This window comes from Embleya sp. NPDC020886 (genome assembly GCF_044333915.1).
Taxonomy (GTDB): domain Bacteria; phylum Actinomycetota; class Actinomycetes; order Streptomycetales; family Streptomycetaceae; genus Embleya.
Window position 1 is genome coordinate 1 of record NZ_JBIRRX010000003.1, and the last position, 21364, is coordinate 21364.

A 21364-nucleotide genomic window follows, 5' to 3' on the forward strand; every position below is an offset into this window, starting at 1 on the left:
ACGAAGTCACGAGCGAGGGGCCACTTTTTTGTGGAGGAGCCTGCGACGGAGCAAAAAAGTGGTGCCTCGCGAGCCGGCGCCGAAGGCGCCCAATAGAAGCAGCGTTGCATCGCCGAAAGCCCCCCACCCGCTCGCTCCGCTCGCGACCCGGCCCAACCGGCCGGGTCGCCTCGCGCCACAGCCCAATCCCTCCCCACCCCCGCGACCCAGCCCACGCGGACCAGTTCCACGCACGCCGCATGCCAAGCCCCCACCCCGCGACCCAGCCCGCCCCCGTCCGTCCCGCCGAATGCCAAGCCCACCCCACCCCTCCCACGACCAGCCCCACGACCCACCCCCACCCCAAATCCCCACCCACCCAAGCCCATTGCACCCCACCCCAACCAACACCCGCCCCACGCCCACAACTCAGGCCAACACCCCCGCCCCACCCCCGCCCCAAACCCCTCCGGCGTACCCCCACCCCCTCCCATCCACCTTCCGGCGGACCCGCCCATAGCCCCCACGGCTGACGTCGCCCCCAACGCCCGTCGATAAATTAGACCGACCAGTCGATCTAATATTCCAACTCATCCACCCACCCGCCCATCCACCCATCCATCCGCCCACCCACCCTCACCAAGCCATCCCACCCACAGCCCACCACCGGAGACCCAATGAACACCACCCCCACCGGCACCCCCACTCCCACCCCCCGCCACCCCACCCCCCGCCACCCCACCCCCCGCCACGCCGCCCAACCCACCCCCCACACCACCACCCCCCAGACCACCCACACCACCACCCACCCCACCCCCCACGCCGCCACAGCCCAAGCCCTCACCAAGACCTACGGCCAAGCCGACACCCAAGTCCGCGCCCTCGACAACGTGTCCGTCGGCTTCCGCCGTGGCGAGTTCACCGCGATCATGGGCCCCTCCGGCTCCGGCAAGTCGACGCTGATGCACTGCATGGCGGGTCTCGACCGGATCTCCGGCGGCTCGGTACGGCTGGGTGACGTCGAACTCGCCTCGCTCGACGACACCGCCCTCACCCACCTGCGGCGTGACCGACTCGGCTTCGTCTTCCAGGCGTTCAACCTGCTCCCGACCCTGACCGCCCTGGAGAACATCACCCTGCCGCTGGACATCGCCGGTCGACGGGCCGACCCCGAGTGGTTGGACAAGGTCATCGAGACCGTCGGCCTGGGCCACCGCCTCGACCACCGGCCCGCCCAGTTGTCCGGCGGCCAACAACAGCGCGTCGCCTGTGCCCGCGCCCTGGTCGGACGGCCCGAGATCATCTTCGCGGACGAACCGACCGGCAACCTCGACTCGCATTCGGGCACCGAGGTCCTCGAATTCCTGCGCGCCTCGGTCACCGAGGCCGGTCAGACCATCGTGATGGTGACCCACGACGCCGTCGCCGCCTCCTACGCCGACCGCGTCCTGTTCCTCGCCGACGGGCGCATCGTCGACGACATGCCCGCACCCACCACCGACCGGGTGCTGGAACGCATGCGCGCGTTCAACCGCAAGCCGACCACCCCCACCGCCACCGCCACCACCTCCGTCCCCACCACACCCGCCACCACCCCCGCTACGACCACCCCCGCCACGACCACCCCCGATCCCACCACCCCGGATCCCACCACCCCCACCGCCTCCTCCCTCCCCCTCTGAAGGACCCGACCGTGCTTCGCACTTCCCTACGCAACCTCGTCGCCTACAAGGTGCGTCTCGCCCTCACCGCGCTCGCCGTCGTCTTCGGCGTCGCGTTCGTGGCGGCCGTCCTGGTCTTCGGCGACACCCTCAAGCAGGCCATGACCGAGGCCGCGCTGCGTGATCACCGCGGTATCGCGGTCGACGTCCGCGGTACCAAGCACGCCGTCGAACACCTCCAGATACCGCCCCTGGACGAACCACTCGCGGCCAAGCTGCGCGCGCTGCCGGGCGCCGCGTCGGTCACCGGTCACGTCACCGGCTTCACCGCCGTCGTCGACCGCGACGGCAAACTCGTCCGGAAGAAGGCGAATGCGACCGGCACCAACGCCGTACCCGGCCGCGACGGCAAGGACCCCCGCTACACACTGACCGCAGGCCGGCTGCCCGCCAAGGCGGGCGAGGTGGCGCTCGACGATGCGACCGCCAAGGCCGCCGGATACCGGGTCGGAGACCGGATCCGGATCGTCGCCCGCGGGCCCGTCCTGGAGCAGACCGTCGTCGGCGTCTTCGGTACGGACAGCGCCGCCGTCGAGGCCGGCGGCTCGCTCACCCTCCTCGACACCGCCACCGCGCAGGGGCTCTACCTGGAGCCCGGCGTCTACGGCGAACTGCGCCTGAACGCGAAACCCGGGACCACGCAGGAACAACTGCGCGCCGCGGCGGCCCCGTTGGTCCCCTCCGGTGCCGAAGCCCTGACCGGCGACACACTGCGCCGAGACGACCGGGACAAGGTGAACAAGGAGATCGCGTCCCTGCGCACACTGCTTCTGGTCTTCGCCGGCATCGCCCTGTTCGTCGGCAGCTTCATCATCGCCAACACCTTCGCCATGCTCGTCGCCCAACGCACCCGCGAACTGGCCCTGTTGCGCGCCATCGGCGCCACCCGCAAACAGGTGACCCGCTCGGTGATGTTCGAGGCCCTCGCGGTCGGCGTCGTCGCCGGACTCGCCGGATTCGTCATCGGCATCGGACTCGCGGTCGGCCTGCGCGGCATCCTCAACAACATCGGCGCCGACCTCACCTCGGGACCGACCGTCGTCACCGGCGCAACCGCCCTGTGGAGCCTGGCCGTCGGCATCGGCGTCACCCTGCTCGCCGCCTGGCTGCCGGTACGCCGAGCCGCCAAGATCCCGCCCGTCGCGGCGCTGCGCACGAACCTGCCGCCCAGCACCTCCAGTCTGCGCCGGCGCAACATCGCCGGCGTCCTGACCGTCGTGCTCGGCGGGATCGTGCTGCTCGCGGGCATCAAGGGCTCGGCGACCGGCAACGCCAAGGTGTTCACCGTGATGGGCGGCGCGGGAATCGTCCTGGTCGGCGTCATCGTGCTCACCCCGCTCATCGCCACGCCGGCGGTGCGGCTGTTCGGCGCACTGCTGCAACGCGTGCATCCGGTCGAGGGCCGGCTCGCGTACCAGAACGCGGCCCGCAACCCGCGGCGCACGGCCGCCACCGCATCCGCCCTGATGATCGGCATGGTGCTGGTCACCTCGCTGACCATCTTCGGCACGTCGCTCAAACAACTCGTGGACCGCACCCTGTCCAAGGGCATCACCGCCGAATTCGTGCTCAGTTCCTCCTCCGACGGGCAGACGCTCACCCCGGAGATCGCCGCCACGGTCGCCAAGGTGCCGGGTGTCACCGCCGTCAGTCCGGTCCGCTCGGCGCAGGTGAGCGTCGACGGCAAGGAACACCAACTCACCGCCGTCGACCCGGCGAGCGCGTTCTCGGTGCTCACGACCAGGTTCACCCAGGGCGGCCCGCAATCCCTGGCGACGGGACTGCTGGTGTCGAAGCAGACCGCCGACGACCGCAAGTGGCGCGTCGGGACGCCGGTTTCGGTCACCTTCCCGGACGGGCGGCAGAGCCGGCTGTCGATCGGCGGCATCTACGACGAGGCGCCGCTGCTCGGTGGCCTCACGGTGTCGTTGCAGACGCTGACGCCGCATGTCGACGTCGTCGGCGACGACTTCGTACTCGCGAAGGTCGCGCCGCAGCAGCGGGACACGATGCGCGACACGCTCCGCAAGGCGGTCGGCAACAGCCCGGCGATCAACGTGCAGACGGCGAAGGAGGTCCGCAAGGACTTCAACAAGCTCTTCGACATCATGCTCAACATCGTCTACGGGCTGTTGTCGATGGCGATCGTCATCGCGGTGCTCGGCGTGGTCAACACGCTGGCCATGTCCGTCTTCGAACGTACCCGCGAGATCGGCATGATGCGCGCCATCGGGCTCGACCGGCGGCGCACCCGAAGGGTGATCCGCCTGGAGTCCCTGATCATCTCGCTCTTCGGCGGCCTCCTGGGCGTGCTCCTGGGTCTGCTCGCCGGGGTCGGCGGGGTCAAGGGCATGGCCCGCTCCACGACGGACCTGACCGTGGTGATTCCGTGGGACCGGGTGCTCGTCTTCCTGGTCCTCGCCGCGATCGTCGGTGTGCTGGCGGCGGCCTGGCCGGCCCGGCGCGCGGCCAGGCTCGACGTGCTCACCGCGCTGCGTACCGACTAGCCGGGCATCCGACCGGCGGTCCCGGCCGCGCCGTCCACGCGACCGGGACCGCCTCCCCGCATGTCATGACCCGACCCACGCCGACAGGCGGAACGACCCTGCTGCGCTGTGCCGTTCCTCGCCGAGTGCCGGTTGTTCACCAACGGCCGTTCCCTGCCGAGTGCCGGTTGCCCACCAACGGCCGAGCGCCGGTCGTCCACCAACGGCCAAGCGCCGGTCGTCCACCAGCCATCGAGTCCCCGGTCGTCCACCATCGGCCGAGTGCCGGTCATCTACCAGAGGTTGCCGCCCGGCACCGGGGGCACCGGGATTCTGTCGAGGACGGTGCGGAGTGCGGAGGCCAGGCGTGGGTCGAAGGCGTCCGCCAGGTTGGCCAGGTTCCGAGCCTGCCCCGGGTCCAGGTCGACCCGCCAGGGTCGGCCGGGCGGCGGCACGCAGCGGGCGATCGCCACCCGCAGGGCGGTGTCCGGGCCGGACTCCGCCCAGATCTTGGCTTTGGTGACGCTCTGCGGGATCGGCGAGCCCGCCTCGATGGTGACGCCGATGGTGCGGTGGTGGAGCCGGGCGGCGGCCTGCGTCTCGACGTCGAAGTGCCCACGGCACCAGGACGGACAACCTTCGCGCAGGATGGGTTCGATCGGATGATCCGACATGATTTCCCTGTTCGGGCACGATGCCGCGTGCCCCGAGCGGCCCCCCGCCGTGTCGGCACGGACAGGATACGAGTGCCGGGCCCGCCCGGGAAGCCTCTCGGCTCGGGTGGATCGGGCACATACGTGAGTTGCGGGGTGCGGGCGGACGCGAAAGCGTTCGCCCGGCTCACGCTCGGGGCAGTTTCGCGACCACCGCGGCGCCGAGTCGGTCGGCGGTGGCGCACAGTTGCTCCCGGGGTTGCGCCGCGTAGACCTCGATCTGGACGAGTTCCACGATCGGGTGGGCGGCGTTGGGATATGTGCGATGCACGACACGGATCGTGCACAGGTCCCGGTCCGCTTCGCCGGGTGTCACGAACGCCCGGCGGTCCGCAATCATTTCCGGTCGGCCGATGTCGGCTGGGAGCGGCTCGCGTTGGTAGAAGCGCAGGATGATCGCGGTCTTGTCGACGGTGCTGTGCCATCGGCATTTCCAGTCGCCGAAACCGGCGTTTGGGTGCTGGGCGTCGATCGTGGGCATCCGGGCGAGCGCGGCCGGATCGAGCAGCGCGCACGCGTCGAGTCGGATCAACGAGGCGTCCCTCGGCGCGGACGGGCGTCGGGGGATGGGACCGCGACCGAGCACGTCGATCGCGTGCGTGGTGACGGCGTCGGCCATGCCGCACAGGTCGACCGGCTCGCTCGCCAGGTTCGAGATGGTCACCTTGACCACGTAGCCGTCGGGGAGTCGGAGGATCCGGGGGCACTCCCGCGCGTCGTCGGCCCCTTCGATCAAGGTGATGTCACCGATGCGCCGGGTGCGCAGTTGTGGGCCCAACTCCTGGCCGCCCTCGGTGAACGACAGCTCCGCGTCGGCCACGCGCCGGTCCTCGGCGCCGTGTACGAGCAGGTCGCAGCGCCGGAAGCCGCCGAGCGCCGAGTCCAGCACGGTCCGGCCGAAGCGGGTCAGGGAGGCGGGATCGAGCAGCGCGCACGGATCGACGGTGCGTTCGTCGCCGACGAGGATCGTTCGGGCGGCGGCCGGCGTGGGCGCCGGTTTCGGGTCGATGAGCGGCGACCAAGTGAGAACTCCCACCGTGGCCAGGGTCGTTGCCCCGACCACGAGCGGCCACGGCCGCTTCGACGACTGCGGGCGCCGGCGCGGAATGGGCAGGAACCGGAACGGCGGCCGGACGCCCGAGGTGGTGTCGGCGGCCGGCATCGGCGTGCCGAAGCCGGTCACCGGCCCGGCGACGATCCCGGTTCGCGGCCACGGCGTGGTCGTGTCGTCCGGCGAGGTCAGGGCGCGCAGTCTGGCTGCCACGTCGGCCGGCCCGGGCCGACGCCCGGGTCGTACCCGTAGCAATTCTTGCAGCAGCTCGGTCAGTTCCCCGGAGGCGACGGGTTTGTCGATGCGGCCTTCGCGGGCCCGACGCCATTGCGTGCGCGGGTCGTCGGCGCTGCCGTATGGCCCCTGCCCTTCGAGGACGGCGAACAACGACGCGCCGAGCGAGAACATGTCCGAGGCTCGACCGACTTCCCGGCCTCGGGCCACCTCGGGTGCGAGGTAGCCGGGCTTTCCGTGCAGGGCCCGGTCCCGGGGCCCGGTACCCGCCGCTCCCAGCGCCCGCGAGATGCCGAAGTCGGCCAGCTTGCCCGTCCCGTCCGCGGTCACCAGGATGTTCTCCGGCGTCACGTCCCCGTGCACGACGGAATGCGCGTGTACCTCCCGCAACGCCTCCGCGATCTGCCACCCGATCGACGCGACCCACGCGGGCGTCGGGCGTTGCCCGGGCCGCGCCATGCACTGCCCGAGGCTGCGTGATTCGACGTATTCCATCACCAGCCACCACGTGTCGTGCTCGACCACCAGGTCGAACACCGTGACGATGTACGGACTGTCGAAGCTCGCCGCGATGGCCGCCTCGTCCCGGAGTCGTCGCACGCTCTGCGGATCGTTGACCCGCGCGCACTTGATCGCCACCGGGCGCCGCAACAACTCGTCCCACGCCCGCCAGACGATGCCCATTCCGCCGGCACCGATCCGTGCCAGGAGGCGATACCGGCCATTCCCCACTGTTTCGACACCCACCACGGGCAACCCCTGTCCCACCCTGTGCGGTTACTTCGACACGGAGCGTACTCGCGCACTCGCGGGCCGGTGCCGCGGTTGACGGATGTGCACCCCGAAGTGCCGCCGTTCGTCACCCACCGCACCGCACCGCACCGCACGACAGGGCACGACACCGGATCGGAACCTCGGCGTCGGACGATCGGTTGCCGCAGGTGAGCCCGCTGATCCGAGCCACCCGGACGGGGTTGTCGCCGGCGCTTGGGTTGCGACGGCCGGCGAGTGGGCGAAGAGTTGGTCCTGTCGATACGTGTGCACCGTTGAGTCCTGGTCTCCGGTGAACGTGCGCCGCCTCAGTGGCAGAGCCGAGCCGACAACGGCACATCAGCCCCTCGGAACACACCTGGAATGACCATGTCCAAAACCGCACGACGACAGATCTCCCGCGTCCTGGGTACCTCCTGCCTGGCGGCCGCCCTCGCGTTGCCCACTGCTGCGGCCGCCGCGGCGGTCACGCAGGCTCCCGCCCGACAGCACACGACCGGTGTGCCCGCCCAGACCCCGCCACCGCCGCCGCCGCCGTACAAGCCGCCCGCGTCGGAGCCGAACAGCCCCGCGCCCAACACGCCCAAACCGGTGCAGCCGAACACCCCGAACACCCCGGCGTCGCCCGGTTCGCAGCCGCCGAAGCCACCAGGCACGCCGAGTTCGGGTGGGTCGAGCGGGCCCGCCACCGGGTCGCCCTCGAAGTCCCAGGCGCCCACTCAGAGCCCGGCGCCGGCGGACGCCAAGAAGGAGGCGGAGGCGAAGATCGCGGCGTTGAACGTACCGGAGGACGTGAAACAGAAGCTCAGAGACGGGTTGAACAAGGCGTTGAACGCCATTCAGGACCCGAAGACCCCAGCGGCGGACAAGGCTCAGTACACCCGGATCGTGAACGAGATCAACAACACGCTGAAGGTGATCCAGAGTCCGACGACGTCGCCGGCGGACAAGGCGACCTACACGAAGCTGGTTCGGGGCATCAACGAGGCGGTCCGGCTGAGTCAGGATCCGAAGGTCCCACCGGCGGACCGGGCGGTCTATCGGAAGCTCGCGGACGAGCTGGCCATGGCCACGAGGGATTTGCAGAATCCGACGCTGCCGCCGGACCAGAAGGCGTTCAACACGAAGGTCCTGGAGGCGATCAGCGACGGGCTGCTGGCCGTCCAGAATCCGACGACGGCGCCGAAGAAGAAGGAGGACGTGGCGCAGGTGCAGAGGGCCCTGCAGGAGAGCACCGAGGCGCTGCGCACGATCCAGGACCCGAACGCGCCGCAGCAGGCGAAGGACGCGGCCAAGAAGACGCTGGACGACCGGGCAGCCTCGCGGCAGAACCCCAAGTACCTGGAGTTCCTGGCGGAGGTCAAGCGCTACAACCCGTCCGACGCCTGTCTCGCGGCGATCGACAGCCGTACCGCGCAGGCCGGTTGGCCGGATGGATCCCTCTGGGGTCTGACCGACGAATCGTGCTCCGACACGTTGACCACGGCGGCGAGCGACAACAGCAGCCGGTGGAACGCGCTGTTCCTGTGCGTGCGGGACAACGCGTTCTCGACGTGCTCGGTGTACATCCCGCAGGACTGACGGGGCAGCGCCGACGGGGCAGCGCCGACAGGTTCGAAAATCGTGCCGCACAAGCGTTCCGGTCTGTCCGGAACGGTGCCGGGACATGCCGCCCGACCAGGGCGGACAGTCTCGACGCCGTTCGGGACAGACCGGAGCCGTTGTGTGTGCCGGGCTCGTTCGCCCAGGCTCGGTCGTGCCCCGCCGGTCGGGTGGGGCGCTTCCGGTTCCACCGCGTCGGCCACGTCGACGCGGCTTCAGCGAAGGGGTACATCCATGACCAAGCTCGTGCAGGCGATCGCCGATCGCCTCGTGGAACGGTTCGTTCCCGCAGGTACGGCGAACGCGGTCGCCTGCCACAAGGCCGGCTCGAAGTGCATCAACGGCAGTTGTGCCGGTCAGAGCAAGTACACCCAGTACCGGATGAACTGCGACGACGGCAGCTACTACTACGCGTACGGCCACTGCGGCTGCTGACGCCGACCGGTCGGCCGAGTTCTCGCGCACGGTCGCGGTCTCGGCTCGTACCGGAGCAGTGAGGGGTGTCGGTGGTCTCCCACGCGGGTCCACCGGCACCCCTGTGTCCTCGTTCGAGTCTTCGGTGCGAAGGGAGTTCCGCGTCATGGAGTCGGCCGCGATGGCCTGCCGGACCCTGCTCGTGGTGGTGTTCGCGGTCGCGGTGGTGAGCAAACTGCGTTCCGCGGCATCGTTCGCGGCGTTCGTGCGCTCGGTGCGGGCGTTCGTCGCGTTGTCGCCGCGCCGCGGCCGTGCGGCGGCCCGCCTGGTCGCCGGGGCGGAGGCGGCCGCGGTCGTCCTGTTGCTGTCGTCGGGACCGGCGGCGCTCGTGGGGTTCGCGCTGGCGGGCTGCCTGCTCGCCGCGTTCACCCTCGCGATGGCGGCCTCCCTGCGGCGCGGGGTGCGAGTGTCGTGCCGGTGCTTCGGGGCGTCCGCGACCGACACCGGTCCGCTGCAACTCGCCCGCAACGGCTTCCTGGTCGTGGTGGCGATCATCGGCGCCGTCGGGACCTCCCGGGGCCTGCCGGACGCGCCGGGCGCACTCGCGGTGACCGTCGGCATCGGACTGGTCGCGGGTGTCGTGGTGACCGTCCTCGACGACATATCCGAGTTGTTGCGCGACGCCTTCCCCGTCGCCGTCCGGAAAGGGCAAGGGTGACCATGCCGTATCTCATCGCGGCCGTCGTGCTCGTCGGCGCGTTGTGCCTGCTCGACCTCCTGCTGACCGTGGGCCTGGTCCGGCGACTGCGGGCCGAACAGGCCCGGGGGCCACACCCGTCCGCGCAACCGATCGACGACGACGGCATGTTGCCGCCGGGAGCGCTGGTCGGGGCTTTCGAGACCCGCACCCTCGACGGCCGGCCGCTGGGCAGGCGCGACCTGGACACCGGGACCGTGGTGGTGTTCATGTCGCCCGGGTGTCCGCCGTGTCACGAGAAACTGCCCCGTGTGGCGGCGGCGTTGCGGGCGACTCGCGCGGACGCGGCCCTGGTCGTCATCGCGGGCGGGCCGGCCGACGACCCGGATACCCGAGGGATGATCGAGGAACTGGCGCCGGTCGCCCGGGTCGTGCACGAATCGATCGACGGGCCGGTGACCGAGGCGTTCGCGGCCCGCGCCTTCCCGGTGATGTGTCGGGTACGCGCCGTGGGGGACGAACTCGTGGTCGAGGCGGTCGGCGATCGGGTATTGCCGGCCCTCGTGCCCGCGGCCTCGTGAGCACGCCGGCGACGTCGACGCCGGGCCCGCGACGGCTGGCCGCGGTGTTGCGGGCGGCGACCGGCCTCGCCTTTCGGGCGGCGCCCCGGCAACTCGCGGCGCTGACCCTGCTGACCGCCCTGGGCGCGGTGTTGCCCATCGCCGCCGCGTGGACCGTGCGGGCGGTCCTGGACCGGCTCGCCGCGGGCGGCGGAATCGATGCGGTCCTGGCGCCGGCCGCGCTGCTCGCCGCGACCGGAGTGGCCGCCGCCGCCGTGCCGCACCTGGCCCAGTACATCCAGGCCCAGACGCAACGCGCGACCGCGCTGCGCGCCCAGGACCGCCTCTACCGGGCCGTCGACGACCTGACCGGCCTGAGCAGGTTCGAGGACCCGCGCTTTCTCGACCGGTTGCGGCTGGCCCAGCAGGCCGGCGGCATGACGCCGACGCAGGCGGTCAACAGCACGTTGGGGGTGCTGGGCGGTGCGCTCACCATCGGCGGCTTCCTCGGCTCGCTCGTGGTGCTGAGCCCGTTGTTGGCGACCGCCGTGCTCCTGGCCGGAGTCCCGGTACTGCTCGGCGAGTTGGCGATGAGTCGACGTCGGGCCGCGATGCTCTGGGAGATCGGGCCGGCGGAGCGCCGCGAGATGTTCTACTTCCAACTGTTGACCAACCTGCAGGCGGCCAAGGAGATCCGGCTGTTCGGCATCGGCGGCTTCCTGCGCGGGCGCATGCTCGCCGAACGCCGCCGGGCCGACGCGGCGAAACAGGCGGTGGACCGCCGGGAGTTGGCGATCCAACTCGGCCTCGGCGTGCTCGCCTCGGTGGTGGCCGGGCTGGGCCTGCTGTGGGCGGTTCGGGAGGCGGGACGGGGCGGCATCAGCATCGGTGGCGTCGCGCTGCTCGTGGCCGCGCTGCCCGCCGTACAGACGGCACTTGCCGCGCTGGCCAACGACATCGCCGGCGGGCATCAGGCGCTCCTGCTCTTCGACCACTACGTCGTGGTCCGGGAGACGAAGGACGACCTGCCGGTGCGCTCCCGCCCGGAGCCGGTGCCCACGCTCCGGCACGGCATCGAGCTGCACGACGTGTGGTTTCGCTACGGACCGACCCATCCCTGGGTGCTGCGCGGGGTGAACCTCAGCATTCCCGCCGGGAGTTCCGTGGGATTGGTCGGACTCAACGGCGCGGGCAAGACGACGCTCATCAAGCTCCTGTGCCGGCTGTACGACCCGGACCGGGGCCGGGTGTCGTGGGACGGGATCGACCTGCGGGAGTTCCACCCGGCCGAGTTGCGCCGGCGGATCGGGGCCACCTTCCAGGACTACATGGAGTACGACCTCACCGCCGGCGAGAACATCGCACTCGGCGACCTGGACCGGCTGACCGAACCGGACGCCGTCGAGCGGGCCGCGCGCCTGGCCGGCATGCACGACGCGATATCGCGCCTGCCCGACGGCTACCGCACCATGCTCAGCCGGATCTTCTTCTCCGAGGAGGACCGGGACGACCCGGGCACCGGCGTGGTGCTCTCCGGCGGACAGTGGCAACGCATCGCCCTGGCCCGGTCGTTGCTGCGCGCCGACGCCGACCTGCTGATCCTGGACGAACCCAGCTCCGGGCTCGACGCCGAGGCCGAGCAGGAGATTCATCTGCGGCTGCGCGAACACCGCGCGGGCCGGACGAGCCTGTTGATCTCGCACCGGCTCGGTGCACTGCGCGACGCGGACCTGCTGGTGGTGCTCGAAGACGGCCGGATCGGCGAACAGGGCACGCACGACGAGCTGATGCGGGCCGGCGGGGCCTACGCCCGGTTGTTCACGATGCAGGCCGGCGGTTATCGGCGCGGATCCGACGACATCCCCGACTCGCCCGTCTCCTGAGGAGGTACTCCCGTGTGGCTGCCGCGCGGCAGGCTGGTGCCGGTGTTGGTCGTGGTGTTCGGGGCCGCCCTGGCGGCCCGGCGCCGGCTGATCGTGATCACCGTCGCCGGTGCCAGCATGGAACCGACGTACCGCAGCGGCGACCGGGTGTTGGTGCGCCGGCCGGGCCGGCGCGGGCACGCCGACCCGGCCGCCGGGCGGGTGGTGGTCGCCGAGTGGCGACCACCCTCCGGTGACCCGCCGGGGGAGCCGGGCCCGACGCGCGCGACGTCCGGCCGACCGGCCGTTGGTGCGCCGCCGCAGGCCCGGGGCCGGATGATCAAGCGGGTCGTGGCCGGCCCCGGCGACCCGGTTCCGCGGGGCCTGGGTCCCGCGCTCGCCGCCGAGGCCGGCCGGCCGGTACCGCCGCACCGGTTCGTCCTGTTGGGCGACAACGCGGCACACAGTCACGATTCCCGCCGGCTCGGCTATCTCGAACGCGCCGACATCCTCGGCGTGGTCGTGCGCAGACTCCACACCCGCCGCTGAGCGGCCGCCGGCTCAGCGGTGTCGGAACGACGGCGGGCGCTTCTCGGTGAACGCCGCCATGCCCTCCTTCTGGTCCGCCGTCGCGAAGGTGGCGTGGAACAGCCGCCGTTCGAAGCGCACGCCCTCGGCCAGGGTGGTCTCGAAGGCGCGGTTGACGCTCTCCTTGGCCATCATCGCGATCGGCGTGGACATGCCCGCGATGGTCGCGGCGGTGGCCAGGGCCTCGGTGAGCAGGTCGGCCGCGGGCACGATGCGCGAGACCAGGCCGGCGCGTTCGGCCTCGTCCGCGTTCATCGTGCGTCCGGTCAGACACAGGTCCATCGCCTTGGCCTTGCCGATCGCGCGGGTCAGTCGTTGCGAGCCGCCGATGCCGGGGATGACGCCGAGCTTGATCTCGGGCTGGCCGAAGACGGCGGTGTCGGCGGCGAGCAGGATGTCGCACAACATCGCGAGTTCGCACCCGCCGCCCAGCGCGTAGCCGGAGACCGCCGCGATGGTGGGCTTGCGGACGTCGCCGAGTCGGTCCCACGCGGAGAACCAGTCGGAGAGGTAGACGTCGAGATAGTCGTTGGGTTGCATCTCCTTGATGTCGGCACCCGCGGCGAACGCCTTCGCGGACCCGGTGATCACCAGCGCGCCGACGTCGGGGTCGCGGTCGAGGGTGGTCGCGGCGTCGACCACCTCGGCCATCACCCGCAGGTTGAGGGCGTTGAGTGCCTTGGGACGGTTGAGCGTGATCAGCGCCGTGCGCTCGTGCCGCTCGACCAGGATCGTCTCGTACTCGGTCATGCGGGGTCGTTCCCTTCGGCGGTGGCGGTGGCGGTGGCGCCGGTGGCGGTCTGCTCCCGAATGGCGTGGACGACGGCGGAGAAGTCGCGGTCGGCGCCGCCGTTCTCGGCGAAGGCCGCGTACATCTCGGCCGCGTGCAGGCCCAGTTCGGCCGCCACGCCGCCGGCGCGGATCGCGTTGGCGGCCAGCCGCAGGTCCTTGGCCATCAGCGCGCCGGCGAACCCGGGCCGGTAGTCGTGGTTGGCCGGACTCGCCGGAACCGGCCCGGGTACCGGGCAGTTCGTGGTCAGTGCCCAGCACTGCCCGGAGGCGGCCGAGGCGACGTCGAACAGCGCCTGGTGCGAGAGTCCGAGGTGCTCGCCCAGGACGAACGCCTCGCTCACCGCGATCATCGTGGCGCCCAGGATCATGTTGTTGCAGATCTTCGCGGCCTGTCCGGCGCCGGGCGGCCCGCAGTGCACGACCCGCCGGCCCATCGCGGTCAGCAGCGGCTCGATCGCGGCGAAGTCCGCGTCGTCGGCGCCGACCATGAAGGTGAGCGTGCCGGCGACCGCGCCGACCACACCACCGGAGACCGGCGCGTCCAGGGCGCGGCGACCGGATTCGCGCACCGCGGCGTGCGCGGCGTGCGCGTCGGCGACGTCGATCGTGGAACAGTCGACGAACACCGCGTCGGCCGGCGCGGCGGCCGGCAGCGCGTTCGGGCCCCGGTAACAGTCCAGGACGTGGGTGCCGCTGGGCAACATGGTGATCACCACGTCCGCGTCGGCGACCGCCGCCGCGGGTGACGCGGCGATCCGCACACCGTGGTCCCGGGCCGGCTCCAGGGCCTGCGGGGCCAGGTCGAAGCCGGTGACGACGTGTCCGGCGGCGACCAGGTTGGCGGCCATCGGGCCGCCCATGTTGCCCAGTCCGATGAAGGCGACGCGGGTGGTCATCGGCCGGCCTCCGCGGTCGTGAATTCCGGACCCGAGGCGCCCTCGGCCGGTGCGCGGAAGAATCGGGCCACGTCCTCGGGCCGCACGGCGTCGAGCGTCGGGGGCGACCAGCGCGGGGCGCGATCCTTGTCGATCACCTGGGCGCGGATGCCCTCGGCGAGGTCGGGCGTCCGCAGCGCCGCGCTCGACACCCGGTACTCCTGCGCCAACACGGCCTCCAGCGAACCGAGTTCGCGGGCCCGGCGCAGGCTCGCCAGGGTCACCTTGAGCGCGGTGGGCGACTTGGCGCGGATCTGCTCGGCGGCCTGCCCGGCCGCCGGATCCCCGCTGTGGTCCAGGCGATCGAGGATCTCCTCGACACTGTCGCCCGCGTAGCACGCGTCGATCCAGGCGCGCCGCTCGGCGAGTTCGCCGGTGGGGGCCGGTTCGGCGAAGCGCGCGAGGACGTCGGCCGGTTCGCCGGTGGCCAGCGCGTCGAGCATCGCGTCCAGCCGATGCGAGGGCACGAAGTGGTCGGCGAGGCCGCAGGTGATGGCGTCGCCGGGGCCGATGGCGGAGCCGGTCAGCGCCAGGTGGGTGCCCGACTCGCCCGGGGCGCGGGCGAGCAGGTGGGTGCCGCCGACGTCGGGGACGAATCCGATGCCGGTCTCGGGCATGGCGACGGTCGAGCGTTCGGTGACGATGCGCAGGCCGCCGTGCGCGGAGATGCCGACCCCGCCGCCCATCACGATGCCGTCCATGACGGCGACGTAGGTCTTGGGGTAGCGGGCGATGCGGGCGTTGAGCCGGTACTCGTCGCGCCAGAAGTCCAGACTCGCGGTGCCGCCGGAGACGGCGTCGGCGTGGATGGCGCGGATGTCGCCGCCCGCGCACAGCCCGCGCTCGCCCGCGCCGGTGATCGCCACCAGCCGTACGTCGTCGTCGTGTTCCCACGCGGTCAGCGCGGCGTCGATCCGCGACACCATGTCGTGGGTGAGCGCGTTCAGCGCCCTGGGCCGGTTCAGCACGATCCGGCCCAGTGCCGCCTGCCGGTGGGTCAGTACCGGATCCTGGTCCGTGGTCGGGGTCATCGGGCCGCTCCGATCAGTCCGCGCGCGACGATCACGCGCATGATCTCGTTGGTTCCTTCGAGAATGCGGTGCACCCGCAGATCGCGAACGATCTTCTCGATGCCGTAGTCGGCGAGGTAGCCGTATCCGCCGTGCAGTTGCAGTGCCCGGTCGGCCACCGAGAAGGCGGTGTCGGTGGCGAACCGCTTGGCCATCGCGCACAGTTGCGAGGCCCTGGGGTCGCCCTCGTCGAGCGAGGAGGCGGCGTGCCACACCAGGGTGCGGGCGGCCTCCAGTTCGGTGGCCATGTCCGCGAGTTGGAAGCGCAGGGCCTGCGCGTCGATGAGCGCCGAGCCGAACGCCTCGCGGTCGGTGAGATGGCGCACGGCGGCATCCAGCGCGGCTTGCGCGCCACCCAACGAGCAGGCGGCGATGCCGATCCGGCCGCCGTCGAGGGCGCCCATCGCGATCTTGAACCCGTCGCCCTCGGCGCCGAGCCGGTGGCCTGCGGGCACCCGCACGCCGTCCAGGATCACCTGGCGGGTGGGCTGGGCGTGCCAGCCCATCTTGCGTTCGTTGGGCCCGAAGGACAGCCCGTCGGCGTCGCCCTGCACGACGAACGCGGAGATGCCGTCGGCGCCGTCGGCGCCGGTGCGCGCCATCACCAGGTACACCGCGGCGGAGCCGGCGCCGGAGATGAACTGCTTGACGCCGTGCAGGAGATAGTCGTCGCCGTCGCGGGTGGCGCGGGTGCGCAGCGCGGCGGCGTCGGAGCCGGCTCCCGGCTCGGTCAGGCAGTAGCCGGCCAGATCGCGCATCGAGCACAGCCCCGGGAGCCAGCGGGCGCGCTGCTCCGGCGTACCGTGCCGGTCGATGGTCGCGGCGACCATGTTGTGGATCGAGTAGTAGGCGGCGATGGTCGGGCAACCGCCCGCCAGCGCCTCGTGGATCAGCGCGGAGTCGAGCCGATCGAGCCCCGAACCGCCCGCGTCCTCGCGGACGGTGATGCCGCCGAGGCCGAGGTCGGCGCCCTTGCGCAGGACGTCGACGGGGAAGTGGCTGGTGCGATCCCATTCGATCGCGTTCGGGGCGAGGTGTTCGCGGGCGAAGTCCCGGGTGGTTTCGACGATCGCGAGCTGGTCGTCGGTGAGCGTGGTCACCGGGTCAGTCCATCGTGGGGATGTCGAAGTTCGCGCTCTCGCGCGCGGTCGAGGGCCAGCGCGAGGTGATCGTCTTGGTCCGGGTGTAGAAGCGGATCGAGTCGGGCCCGTGCTGGTTGAGGTCGCCGAATCCGGATCGTTTCCAGCCACCGAAGGTGTGATAGGCCACCGGCACCGGGATGGGCACGTTGACGCCGACCATGCCGGTGTTCACCCGGCGGCCGAAGTCGCGGGCGGTGTCGCCGTCCCGGGTGAAGATGGCCACGCCGTTGCCGTACTCGTGCTCGCTCGGCAGCCGCAGCGCGTCTTCGTAGGAGGCCGCGCGGACCACGGACAACACCGGGCCGAAGATCTCCTCGCGGTACACCCGCATCGAGGTCGTCACGTGGTCGAACAGCGACGCGCCGACGAAGTAGCCGTCCTCGTGGCCGGGTACGCGCACGTCGCGGCCGTCCACGAGCAGCTTGGCGCCCTCGGCGACGCCGATGTCCAGGTAGCCGTGCACCCGATCGAGCGCGTCCCGGCCGACCAGCGGGCCGAAGTCGGCGTCCGGGTCGTGCGAGGGGCCCACGCGCAGCGTGGCGATCCGGGCGACGAGCTTTTCCACCAGCGCGTCGGCGGTCTCCGCGCCGACCGGAACCGCCACGGAGATGGCCATGCAGCGTTCCCCGGCGGAGCCGTAGCCGGCACCGATCAGCGCCTCGACGACCTGGTCGAGGTCCGCGTCCGGCATCACGATCAGGTGGTTCTTGGCGCCGCCGAAGCACTGGGCGCGCTTGCCGTTCGCGGTGGCGGAGGTGTAGACGTACTCGGCGATCGCGGTCGAGCCGACGAAGCCCAGGGCCTGTACGCGCGGGTCGGTCAGGAGTGTGTCGACGCTCTCCTTGCCGCCGTGGACCACGTTCAGCACGCCGGGCGGCAGGCCCGCCTCGACGAAGAGTTCGGCCAGGCGCAGTGGCACCGAGGGGTCGCGCTCCGAGGGCTTGAGCACGAACGCGTTGCCGCAGGCGATGGCCGGCGCGATCTTCCACAGCGGGATCATCGCCGGGAAGTTGAACGGGGTGATGCCGGCGACCACGCCGAGGGGTTGGCGCATCGAGTGCACATCGATGCCGGAGCCCGCGTTGTCGGTGAACTCGCCCTTGAGCAGGTGCGGGATGCCGGTGGCGAACTCCACGACCTCCAGGCCGCGTTGCAGGTCGCCGTGGGCGTCGGCGATGGTCTTGCCGTGCTCGGCCGACAGCAGCCGGGCCAGCGACTCGCGTTCGGGTTCGACCAGTTGCAGGAAGCGGGCCAGGACTCGGGCGCGCCGCTGCGGGTTCCAGGCGGCCCACGCGGGTTGGGCCTGCTCGGCGTCGGCGATGGCGGCCAGGGTGTCGGCGCGATCCGCGAGCGGAACGCGTGCCTGTACTCGACCGGTGTTGGGGTCGTACACGTCGCCGAACGCGCCGGATGCGCCGGGGACGTGCTTGCCGCCGATGAAATGGGAAAGTTCGCGGACCATGAACGACCTGTCTCTCGTCGGGTGCGATCCGGAGGTCGGGGCACGACCCGGGTGCGCAACGTCGGCGCGGGTGCGCGTGGTTGCCCGGTGCGGGTCGACGTCGAAGTGGTCAGGAAAACCTGGTGGGTTCGACGTTCGCAGGATCATCCGGGGCGAGGGCGCGGACCGGTGTCATGCGTGTTTGCTCCATCCTCGTGGACAACACGGATATACCCGCGGCCGGTATCCTGACTTCCGGATCGACGCACGATGCCCGCCTTCCCGGCCTTCGCCAGTGGCTTGGTGCTGCGGCAGCGCACTCCCCGGTCACAGTGGCGGGACCATGCCGGATTCACACCGACTTCCCTGCACCGCGGACCTTGTAGTTGAAGACGATATAGTCGGACGTCCTAGTAAGTCCAGTGCCGGCTGTGACCCGACGGCCGGCGTTCGAGGGCGAGTCCGGTGACGAGTTCCGAGGTGACCCGGATCCACACCTGATCCTCGCCGAGGCCGTCGAGGTCGGGCAGCAGACGATCCAGGTGGGCGACGACGTGCGGATCGCCGACCCGGGAGGCGTGTCCGGTCACGGTGCCCGTCCAGCCGGTGCGGGTGGCCCGGTCGACGTGGTCGGCCTGGAACGCGACCACCGCGTCGTGCGCGGCCTTCGCGAGCGAGGAGTCGAGCGGGGCCCGGAACACCACACACTCGCGATCGACGGCGAACGCCACCAGGTGCACGGCCGGCAGCGCGCCCTCGCTCACCACGACGCGTCCCAGTCGGGCGTTGGCCATCAACCGCAACGCCTCATGGCGACCGAGGGGACGTTTCAGCACGGCGTCTTCGCTCATTTCCAACCCTTTGGCCCGCCCCCGACCGGGGGCCGGTCCGGCCGCTTCCCCGGGCGATGGGTGCGGCGGCCGGGCCGACCTCGGCTGCGCACGAAGCAAATACGGCCGGGCTCGACCGCGCTCTCCGTGCGGGCCGACCCGGTGGGTCGGCCGCACCCCCGACTCTGCTCCCGGTCCGTGCGGTCGAGCAGGGCCGTTGGGCCCGGTCGGGTTCGGCGAAGGTCCTCGGCCGGCGGGGGATCGGGGAGCAGCGGTCCCCGCGGGACGTCGAGGTCGCAGGGCGTGCGCTTCGGGGGAGTGCGCCCTGCCGGTGCTTCCGTGCTCCGTCCGATGCGCGCGTCGGCGGCCGAGCGGCCGGGCACGGATGCACACGCGACACCGGGCGCCCCGCCCGCCGCCGCCCCCGGGCCCACCCACTTGATCCACCCGTCCGGCCGCCGTGCGGCTGCCGGACGCCTGCCAGGAATACGAGGAAACGATGACCGACCTCGAATCGCCGCGCGTTGGCTGCAGCGCGGCCCCCGGCGGCCGCCCCGGCCGCCGGCCGAAGCGTGGACACGGCGTTCGCGCGGGGGATTTACGCACGCCCGCGACCTACGACCCCGAATACCGGATCTGGATGGTCGCCCAGCTGGCCCGCCTACTGGACCGAGGCCCCGACCCGGTACTGCTGAGCCTGGGCCGCGGCACCGGGCCGGTCGAAGCCGAACTGGCGCGCGCCGGACACCGGGTGCTCGCCGTGGACGTGCCACCGGAGGCCGTCGACCCGGCCCGCGGCCAAGGCGTCGACGTCGTGCGTGCGGACGTTTTGGACCGGACGTTGCCGAGCGGTGCCCGGATCGTCGTCTACGCCGACGGCCTCGGCTGCCGGCCGAACCACCCGACCCGGGGCCTGCGTTCGATCCTGGAACGGGTCCGCGCCTGGTCGTCGGCCGGCACCGGCGGCCTGGTGGTGGCCGACGATCCGCCCCGGGCCGGCCGGGCCCTCGGGAAGGTCCCCGGCCTGTCCTGGCTCGCCGCCCTCGCGCTGGCCGACGAAGCCGAACTGGTCGGCTTCCGGGACGTGACCGCCGCCACGATCGGCTACCTGCACCCCCGGACCGGCCCGCGCGAGCGCGCGATCGTCACGGCCCACCACTGAACACCGCCCGGCGCGCACCATCGACACCGCAACACCGGCCCGGGGCTACCGCGACAGCGCCGCCCGATAGGGCCGGAAGAACGCGCGCAGCTCCTCCGCGTACAGCTCGGGCTCCTCGAACGCCGCGAAGTGCCCGCCGCGCGGGGGCTCGGTCACTCGCACGACGTTCGTCATGCGCTCCAGCCAGGCCCGCGGCGGGCGCACGACGTCACCGGCGAAGAGCGAGAATCCGGAGGGTACTTCCACCCGCCGGGCGTGCTGCTCGAGCGGGATCGCGGCGTTCGCCCGGTACATGCGCATCGACGAGCCGATCGTCTCGGTGAACCAGTACAGGGAGAGGTTCGTGAGGATCTCGTCCTTGGTGAAGGACCGCTCCACCTCGCCGGCGCAGTCGCTCCACCCCCGGAGCTTCTCGACGATCCACGCGGCGAGCCCGGCCGGCGAGTCGTTGAGTCCGACGGCGGCGGTCTGCGGCTTGGTGCGGTGCATCGCGGCGTAGGCGCCCTCGGTGCCGCCCCAGGCGATCGCCTCGTCGAGCCAGGCGCGTTCCTCGGGCGCCAGGTCCGCCGGGTCACCGGTGAACAAGGGCAGGCCCGCGTCCGTACGGTGGACGGCCACGACCCGGTCGGGGTGGTCGAGCGCGAGGTAGCGGCTCACGTGGCTGCCCAGGTCGCCGCCGGCCGCGCCGAAGCGCGGATAGCCCAGGATGTCCATGAGTTCGGCCCACAGGCCGGCGACGGCGATCGTGTCGAGTGCCGCGCCGGTGGGGCGGTCGGAGTATCCGAAGCCCGGCATGTCCGGCACCACCACGTCGAACGCGTCGGCGGGATCGGCGCCGTGCGCGCCGGGATCGGTGAGGAGCGGGATCACCTTCGTGTAGCGCCAGAACGAGTCCGGCCAGCCGTGGCCGAGCACCAACGGCAACACCGGCCCGGTCGGCGCGACCGCCCGGGCATGCACGAAGTGGGTCCGAAGGCCGCCGAGCGGCACCCGGAAGCGGGGCAACCGGGCGAGCGCCGCCTCCTGCGCGGGCCAGTCGAAGCCGTCCGCCCAGTAGGCGAGGAGCTCGCGCAGGTAGTCGAGATCGGTCCCGAGCGCCCACCCGGCCTCCTCGGGCGTATCCGGCAGGCGCGTCGCGCGCAACCGCGACCGCAGGTCCTCCGACGCCGCGGGCGCGGTCTGCGAGACGAAAGGCTCGGGGCGAGGCAGGGCATCCGACATGGAACGCATGCTAACCGGGCCCGAGCGTGAACACGCCCACCGGTGGCGCAACATCGGCCGCGCCGCCGGTGTGCCGGGTATGTCTGGGGGCCC

General features: G+C 71.8%; 17 protein-coding genes, 1 pseudogene and 1 riboswitch. Of the genes and pseudogenes, 9 read left to right on the plus strand and 9 right to left on the minus strand.

Going from position 1 to position 21364, the window contains the following annotated elements:
- Nucleotides 1–758: 758 nt before the first annotated feature.
- Together ACH4U8_RS11035 and ACH4U8_RS11040 are read left to right on the plus strand one after the other, a co-directional pair.
- A pseudogene (locus ACH4U8_RS11035) lies at nucleotides 759–1526 on the plus strand (ABC transporter ATP-binding protein); the annotation flags it as partial.
- A 146-nt stretch (nucleotides 1527–1672) separates the two neighbouring features.
- Nucleotides 1673–4207 carry an ABC transporter permease gene (locus tag ACH4U8_RS11040; RefSeq protein ID WP_395777028.1) on the plus strand — a complete coding sequence of 845 codons (2535 nt, stop codon included), beginning with the start codon at nucleotides 1673–1675 and terminating at the stop codon, nucleotides 4205–4207.
- A 272-nt stretch (nucleotides 4208–4479) separates the two neighbouring features.
- Here ACH4U8_RS11040 and ACH4U8_RS11045 read toward each other — a convergent pair whose 3' ends face one another.
- The gene (locus ACH4U8_RS11045; RefSeq protein WP_395777030.1) at nucleotides 4480–4860 is read right to left on the minus strand and encodes a DUF6907 domain-containing protein; all 381 of its coding nucleotides are present in this window, start codon (nucleotides 4858–4860) and stop codon (nucleotides 4480–4482) included.
- A 166-nt stretch (nucleotides 4861–5026) separates the two neighbouring features.
- Nucleotides 5027–6952 carry a protein kinase gene (locus ACH4U8_RS11050; RefSeq protein WP_395777032.1) on the minus strand — a complete coding sequence of 642 codons (1926 nt, stop codon included), beginning with the start codon at nucleotides 6950–6952 and terminating at the stop codon, nucleotides 5027–5029.
- Between the two features lie 372 nt (nucleotides 6953–7324).
- Between ACH4U8_RS11050 and ACH4U8_RS11055 the strand changes: the two genes are divergently transcribed.
- The 6 genes from ACH4U8_RS11055 (at nucleotide 7325) to ACH4U8_RS11080 (ending at nucleotide 12639) form a co-directional block, all read left to right on the plus strand.
- Complete coding sequence (locus ACH4U8_RS11055) at nucleotides 7325–8536, plus strand: hypothetical protein (RefSeq protein WP_395777034.1); 1212 nt, start codon at nucleotides 7325–7327, stop codon at nucleotides 8534–8536.
- 255 nt (nucleotides 8537–8791) lie between these two features.
- Nucleotides 8792–8992, plus strand: a complete 201-nt coding sequence (locus ACH4U8_RS11060) for a hypothetical protein (protein WP_360321432.1) — start codon at nucleotides 8792–8794, stop codon at nucleotides 8990–8992.
- Nucleotides 8993–9137: 145 nt separating this feature from the next.
- Nucleotides 9138–9689, plus strand: a complete 552-nt coding sequence (locus ACH4U8_RS11065; RefSeq protein WP_395777036.1) for a MauE/DoxX family redox-associated membrane protein — start codon at nucleotides 9138–9140, stop codon at nucleotides 9687–9689.
- Nucleotides 9690–9691: 2 nt separating this feature from the next.
- Complete coding sequence (locus ACH4U8_RS11070; protein ID WP_395777038.1) at nucleotides 9692–10249, plus strand: hypothetical protein; 558 nt, start codon at nucleotides 9692–9694, stop codon at nucleotides 10247–10249.
- Nucleotides 10246–12111, plus strand: a complete 1866-nt coding sequence (locus ACH4U8_RS11075; RefSeq protein WP_395777040.1) for an ABC transporter ATP-binding protein — start codon at nucleotides 10246–10248, stop codon at nucleotides 12109–12111. Before ACH4U8_RS11070 ends, ACH4U8_RS11075 begins: the two co-directional genes overlap by 4 nt.
- A gap of 12 nt (nucleotides 12112–12123) precedes the next feature.
- Nucleotides 12124–12639 (plus strand): S26 family signal peptidase, encoded by a 516-nt coding sequence (locus ACH4U8_RS11080; protein WP_395777042.1) that lies wholly within the window; start codon nucleotides 12124–12126, stop codon nucleotides 12637–12639.
- A 12-nt stretch (nucleotides 12640–12651) separates the two neighbouring features.
- Here the strand turns inward: ACH4U8_RS11080 and ACH4U8_RS11085 are convergent, their stop codons facing one another.
- From ACH4U8_RS11085 to ACH4U8_RS11110, 6 genes are all read right to left on the minus strand, one after another.
- Nucleotides 12652–13428, minus strand: a complete 777-nt coding sequence (locus ACH4U8_RS11085; protein ID WP_379987966.1) for an enoyl-CoA hydratase — start codon at nucleotides 13426–13428, stop codon at nucleotides 12652–12654.
- On the minus strand, nucleotides 13425–14366 hold the full coding sequence (gene mmsB, locus ACH4U8_RS11090; protein ID WP_395777044.1) for a 3-hydroxyisobutyrate dehydrogenase: 942 nt from the start codon (nucleotides 14364–14366) through the stop codon (nucleotides 13425–13427). The genes ACH4U8_RS11085 and mmsB overlap by 4 nt, the downstream gene beginning before the upstream one ends.
- A complete protein-coding gene (locus ACH4U8_RS11095) occupies nucleotides 14363–15436 on the minus strand; it encodes an enoyl-CoA hydratase/isomerase family protein (RefSeq protein WP_395777046.1) in 1074 nt (357 codons plus the stop codon). The genes mmsB and ACH4U8_RS11095 overlap by 4 nt, the downstream gene beginning before the upstream one ends.
- Nucleotides 15433–16575, minus strand: a complete 1143-nt coding sequence (locus ACH4U8_RS11100; protein WP_360321456.1) for an acyl-CoA dehydrogenase family protein — start codon at nucleotides 16573–16575, stop codon at nucleotides 15433–15435. Before ACH4U8_RS11100 ends, ACH4U8_RS11095 begins: the two co-directional genes overlap by 4 nt.
- Before the next feature lie 4 nt (nucleotides 16576–16579).
- On the minus strand, nucleotides 16580–18079 hold the full coding sequence (locus ACH4U8_RS11105; protein ID WP_360321459.1) for a CoA-acylating methylmalonate-semialdehyde dehydrogenase: 1500 nt from the start codon (nucleotides 18077–18079) through the stop codon (nucleotides 16580–16582).
- 199 nt (nucleotides 18080–18278) lie between these two features.
- A riboswitch (cobalamin riboswitch) is annotated at nucleotides 18279–18449 on the minus strand.
- A gap of 19 nt (nucleotides 18450–18468) precedes the next feature.
- Entirely contained in the window at nucleotides 18469–18909 is a 441-nt protein-coding gene (locus ACH4U8_RS11110; RefSeq protein WP_395777047.1) for a pyridoxamine 5'-phosphate oxidase family protein, read from the minus strand.
- 619 nt (nucleotides 18910–19528) lie between these two features.
- Here ACH4U8_RS11110 and ACH4U8_RS11115 point away from each other — a divergent pair.
- The gene (locus ACH4U8_RS11115) at nucleotides 19529–20050 is read left to right on the plus strand and encodes a hypothetical protein (protein WP_395777049.1); all 522 of its coding nucleotides are present in this window, start codon (nucleotides 19529–19531) and stop codon (nucleotides 20048–20050) included.
- A gap of 45 nt (nucleotides 20051–20095) precedes the next feature.
- Here the strand turns inward: ACH4U8_RS11115 and ACH4U8_RS11120 are convergent, their stop codons facing one another.
- Complete coding sequence (locus tag ACH4U8_RS11120) at nucleotides 20096–21271, minus strand: epoxide hydrolase family protein (RefSeq protein ID WP_395777051.1); 1176 nt, start codon at nucleotides 21269–21271, stop codon at nucleotides 20096–20098.
- Between the last annotated feature and the right edge of the window lie 93 nt (nucleotides 21272–21364).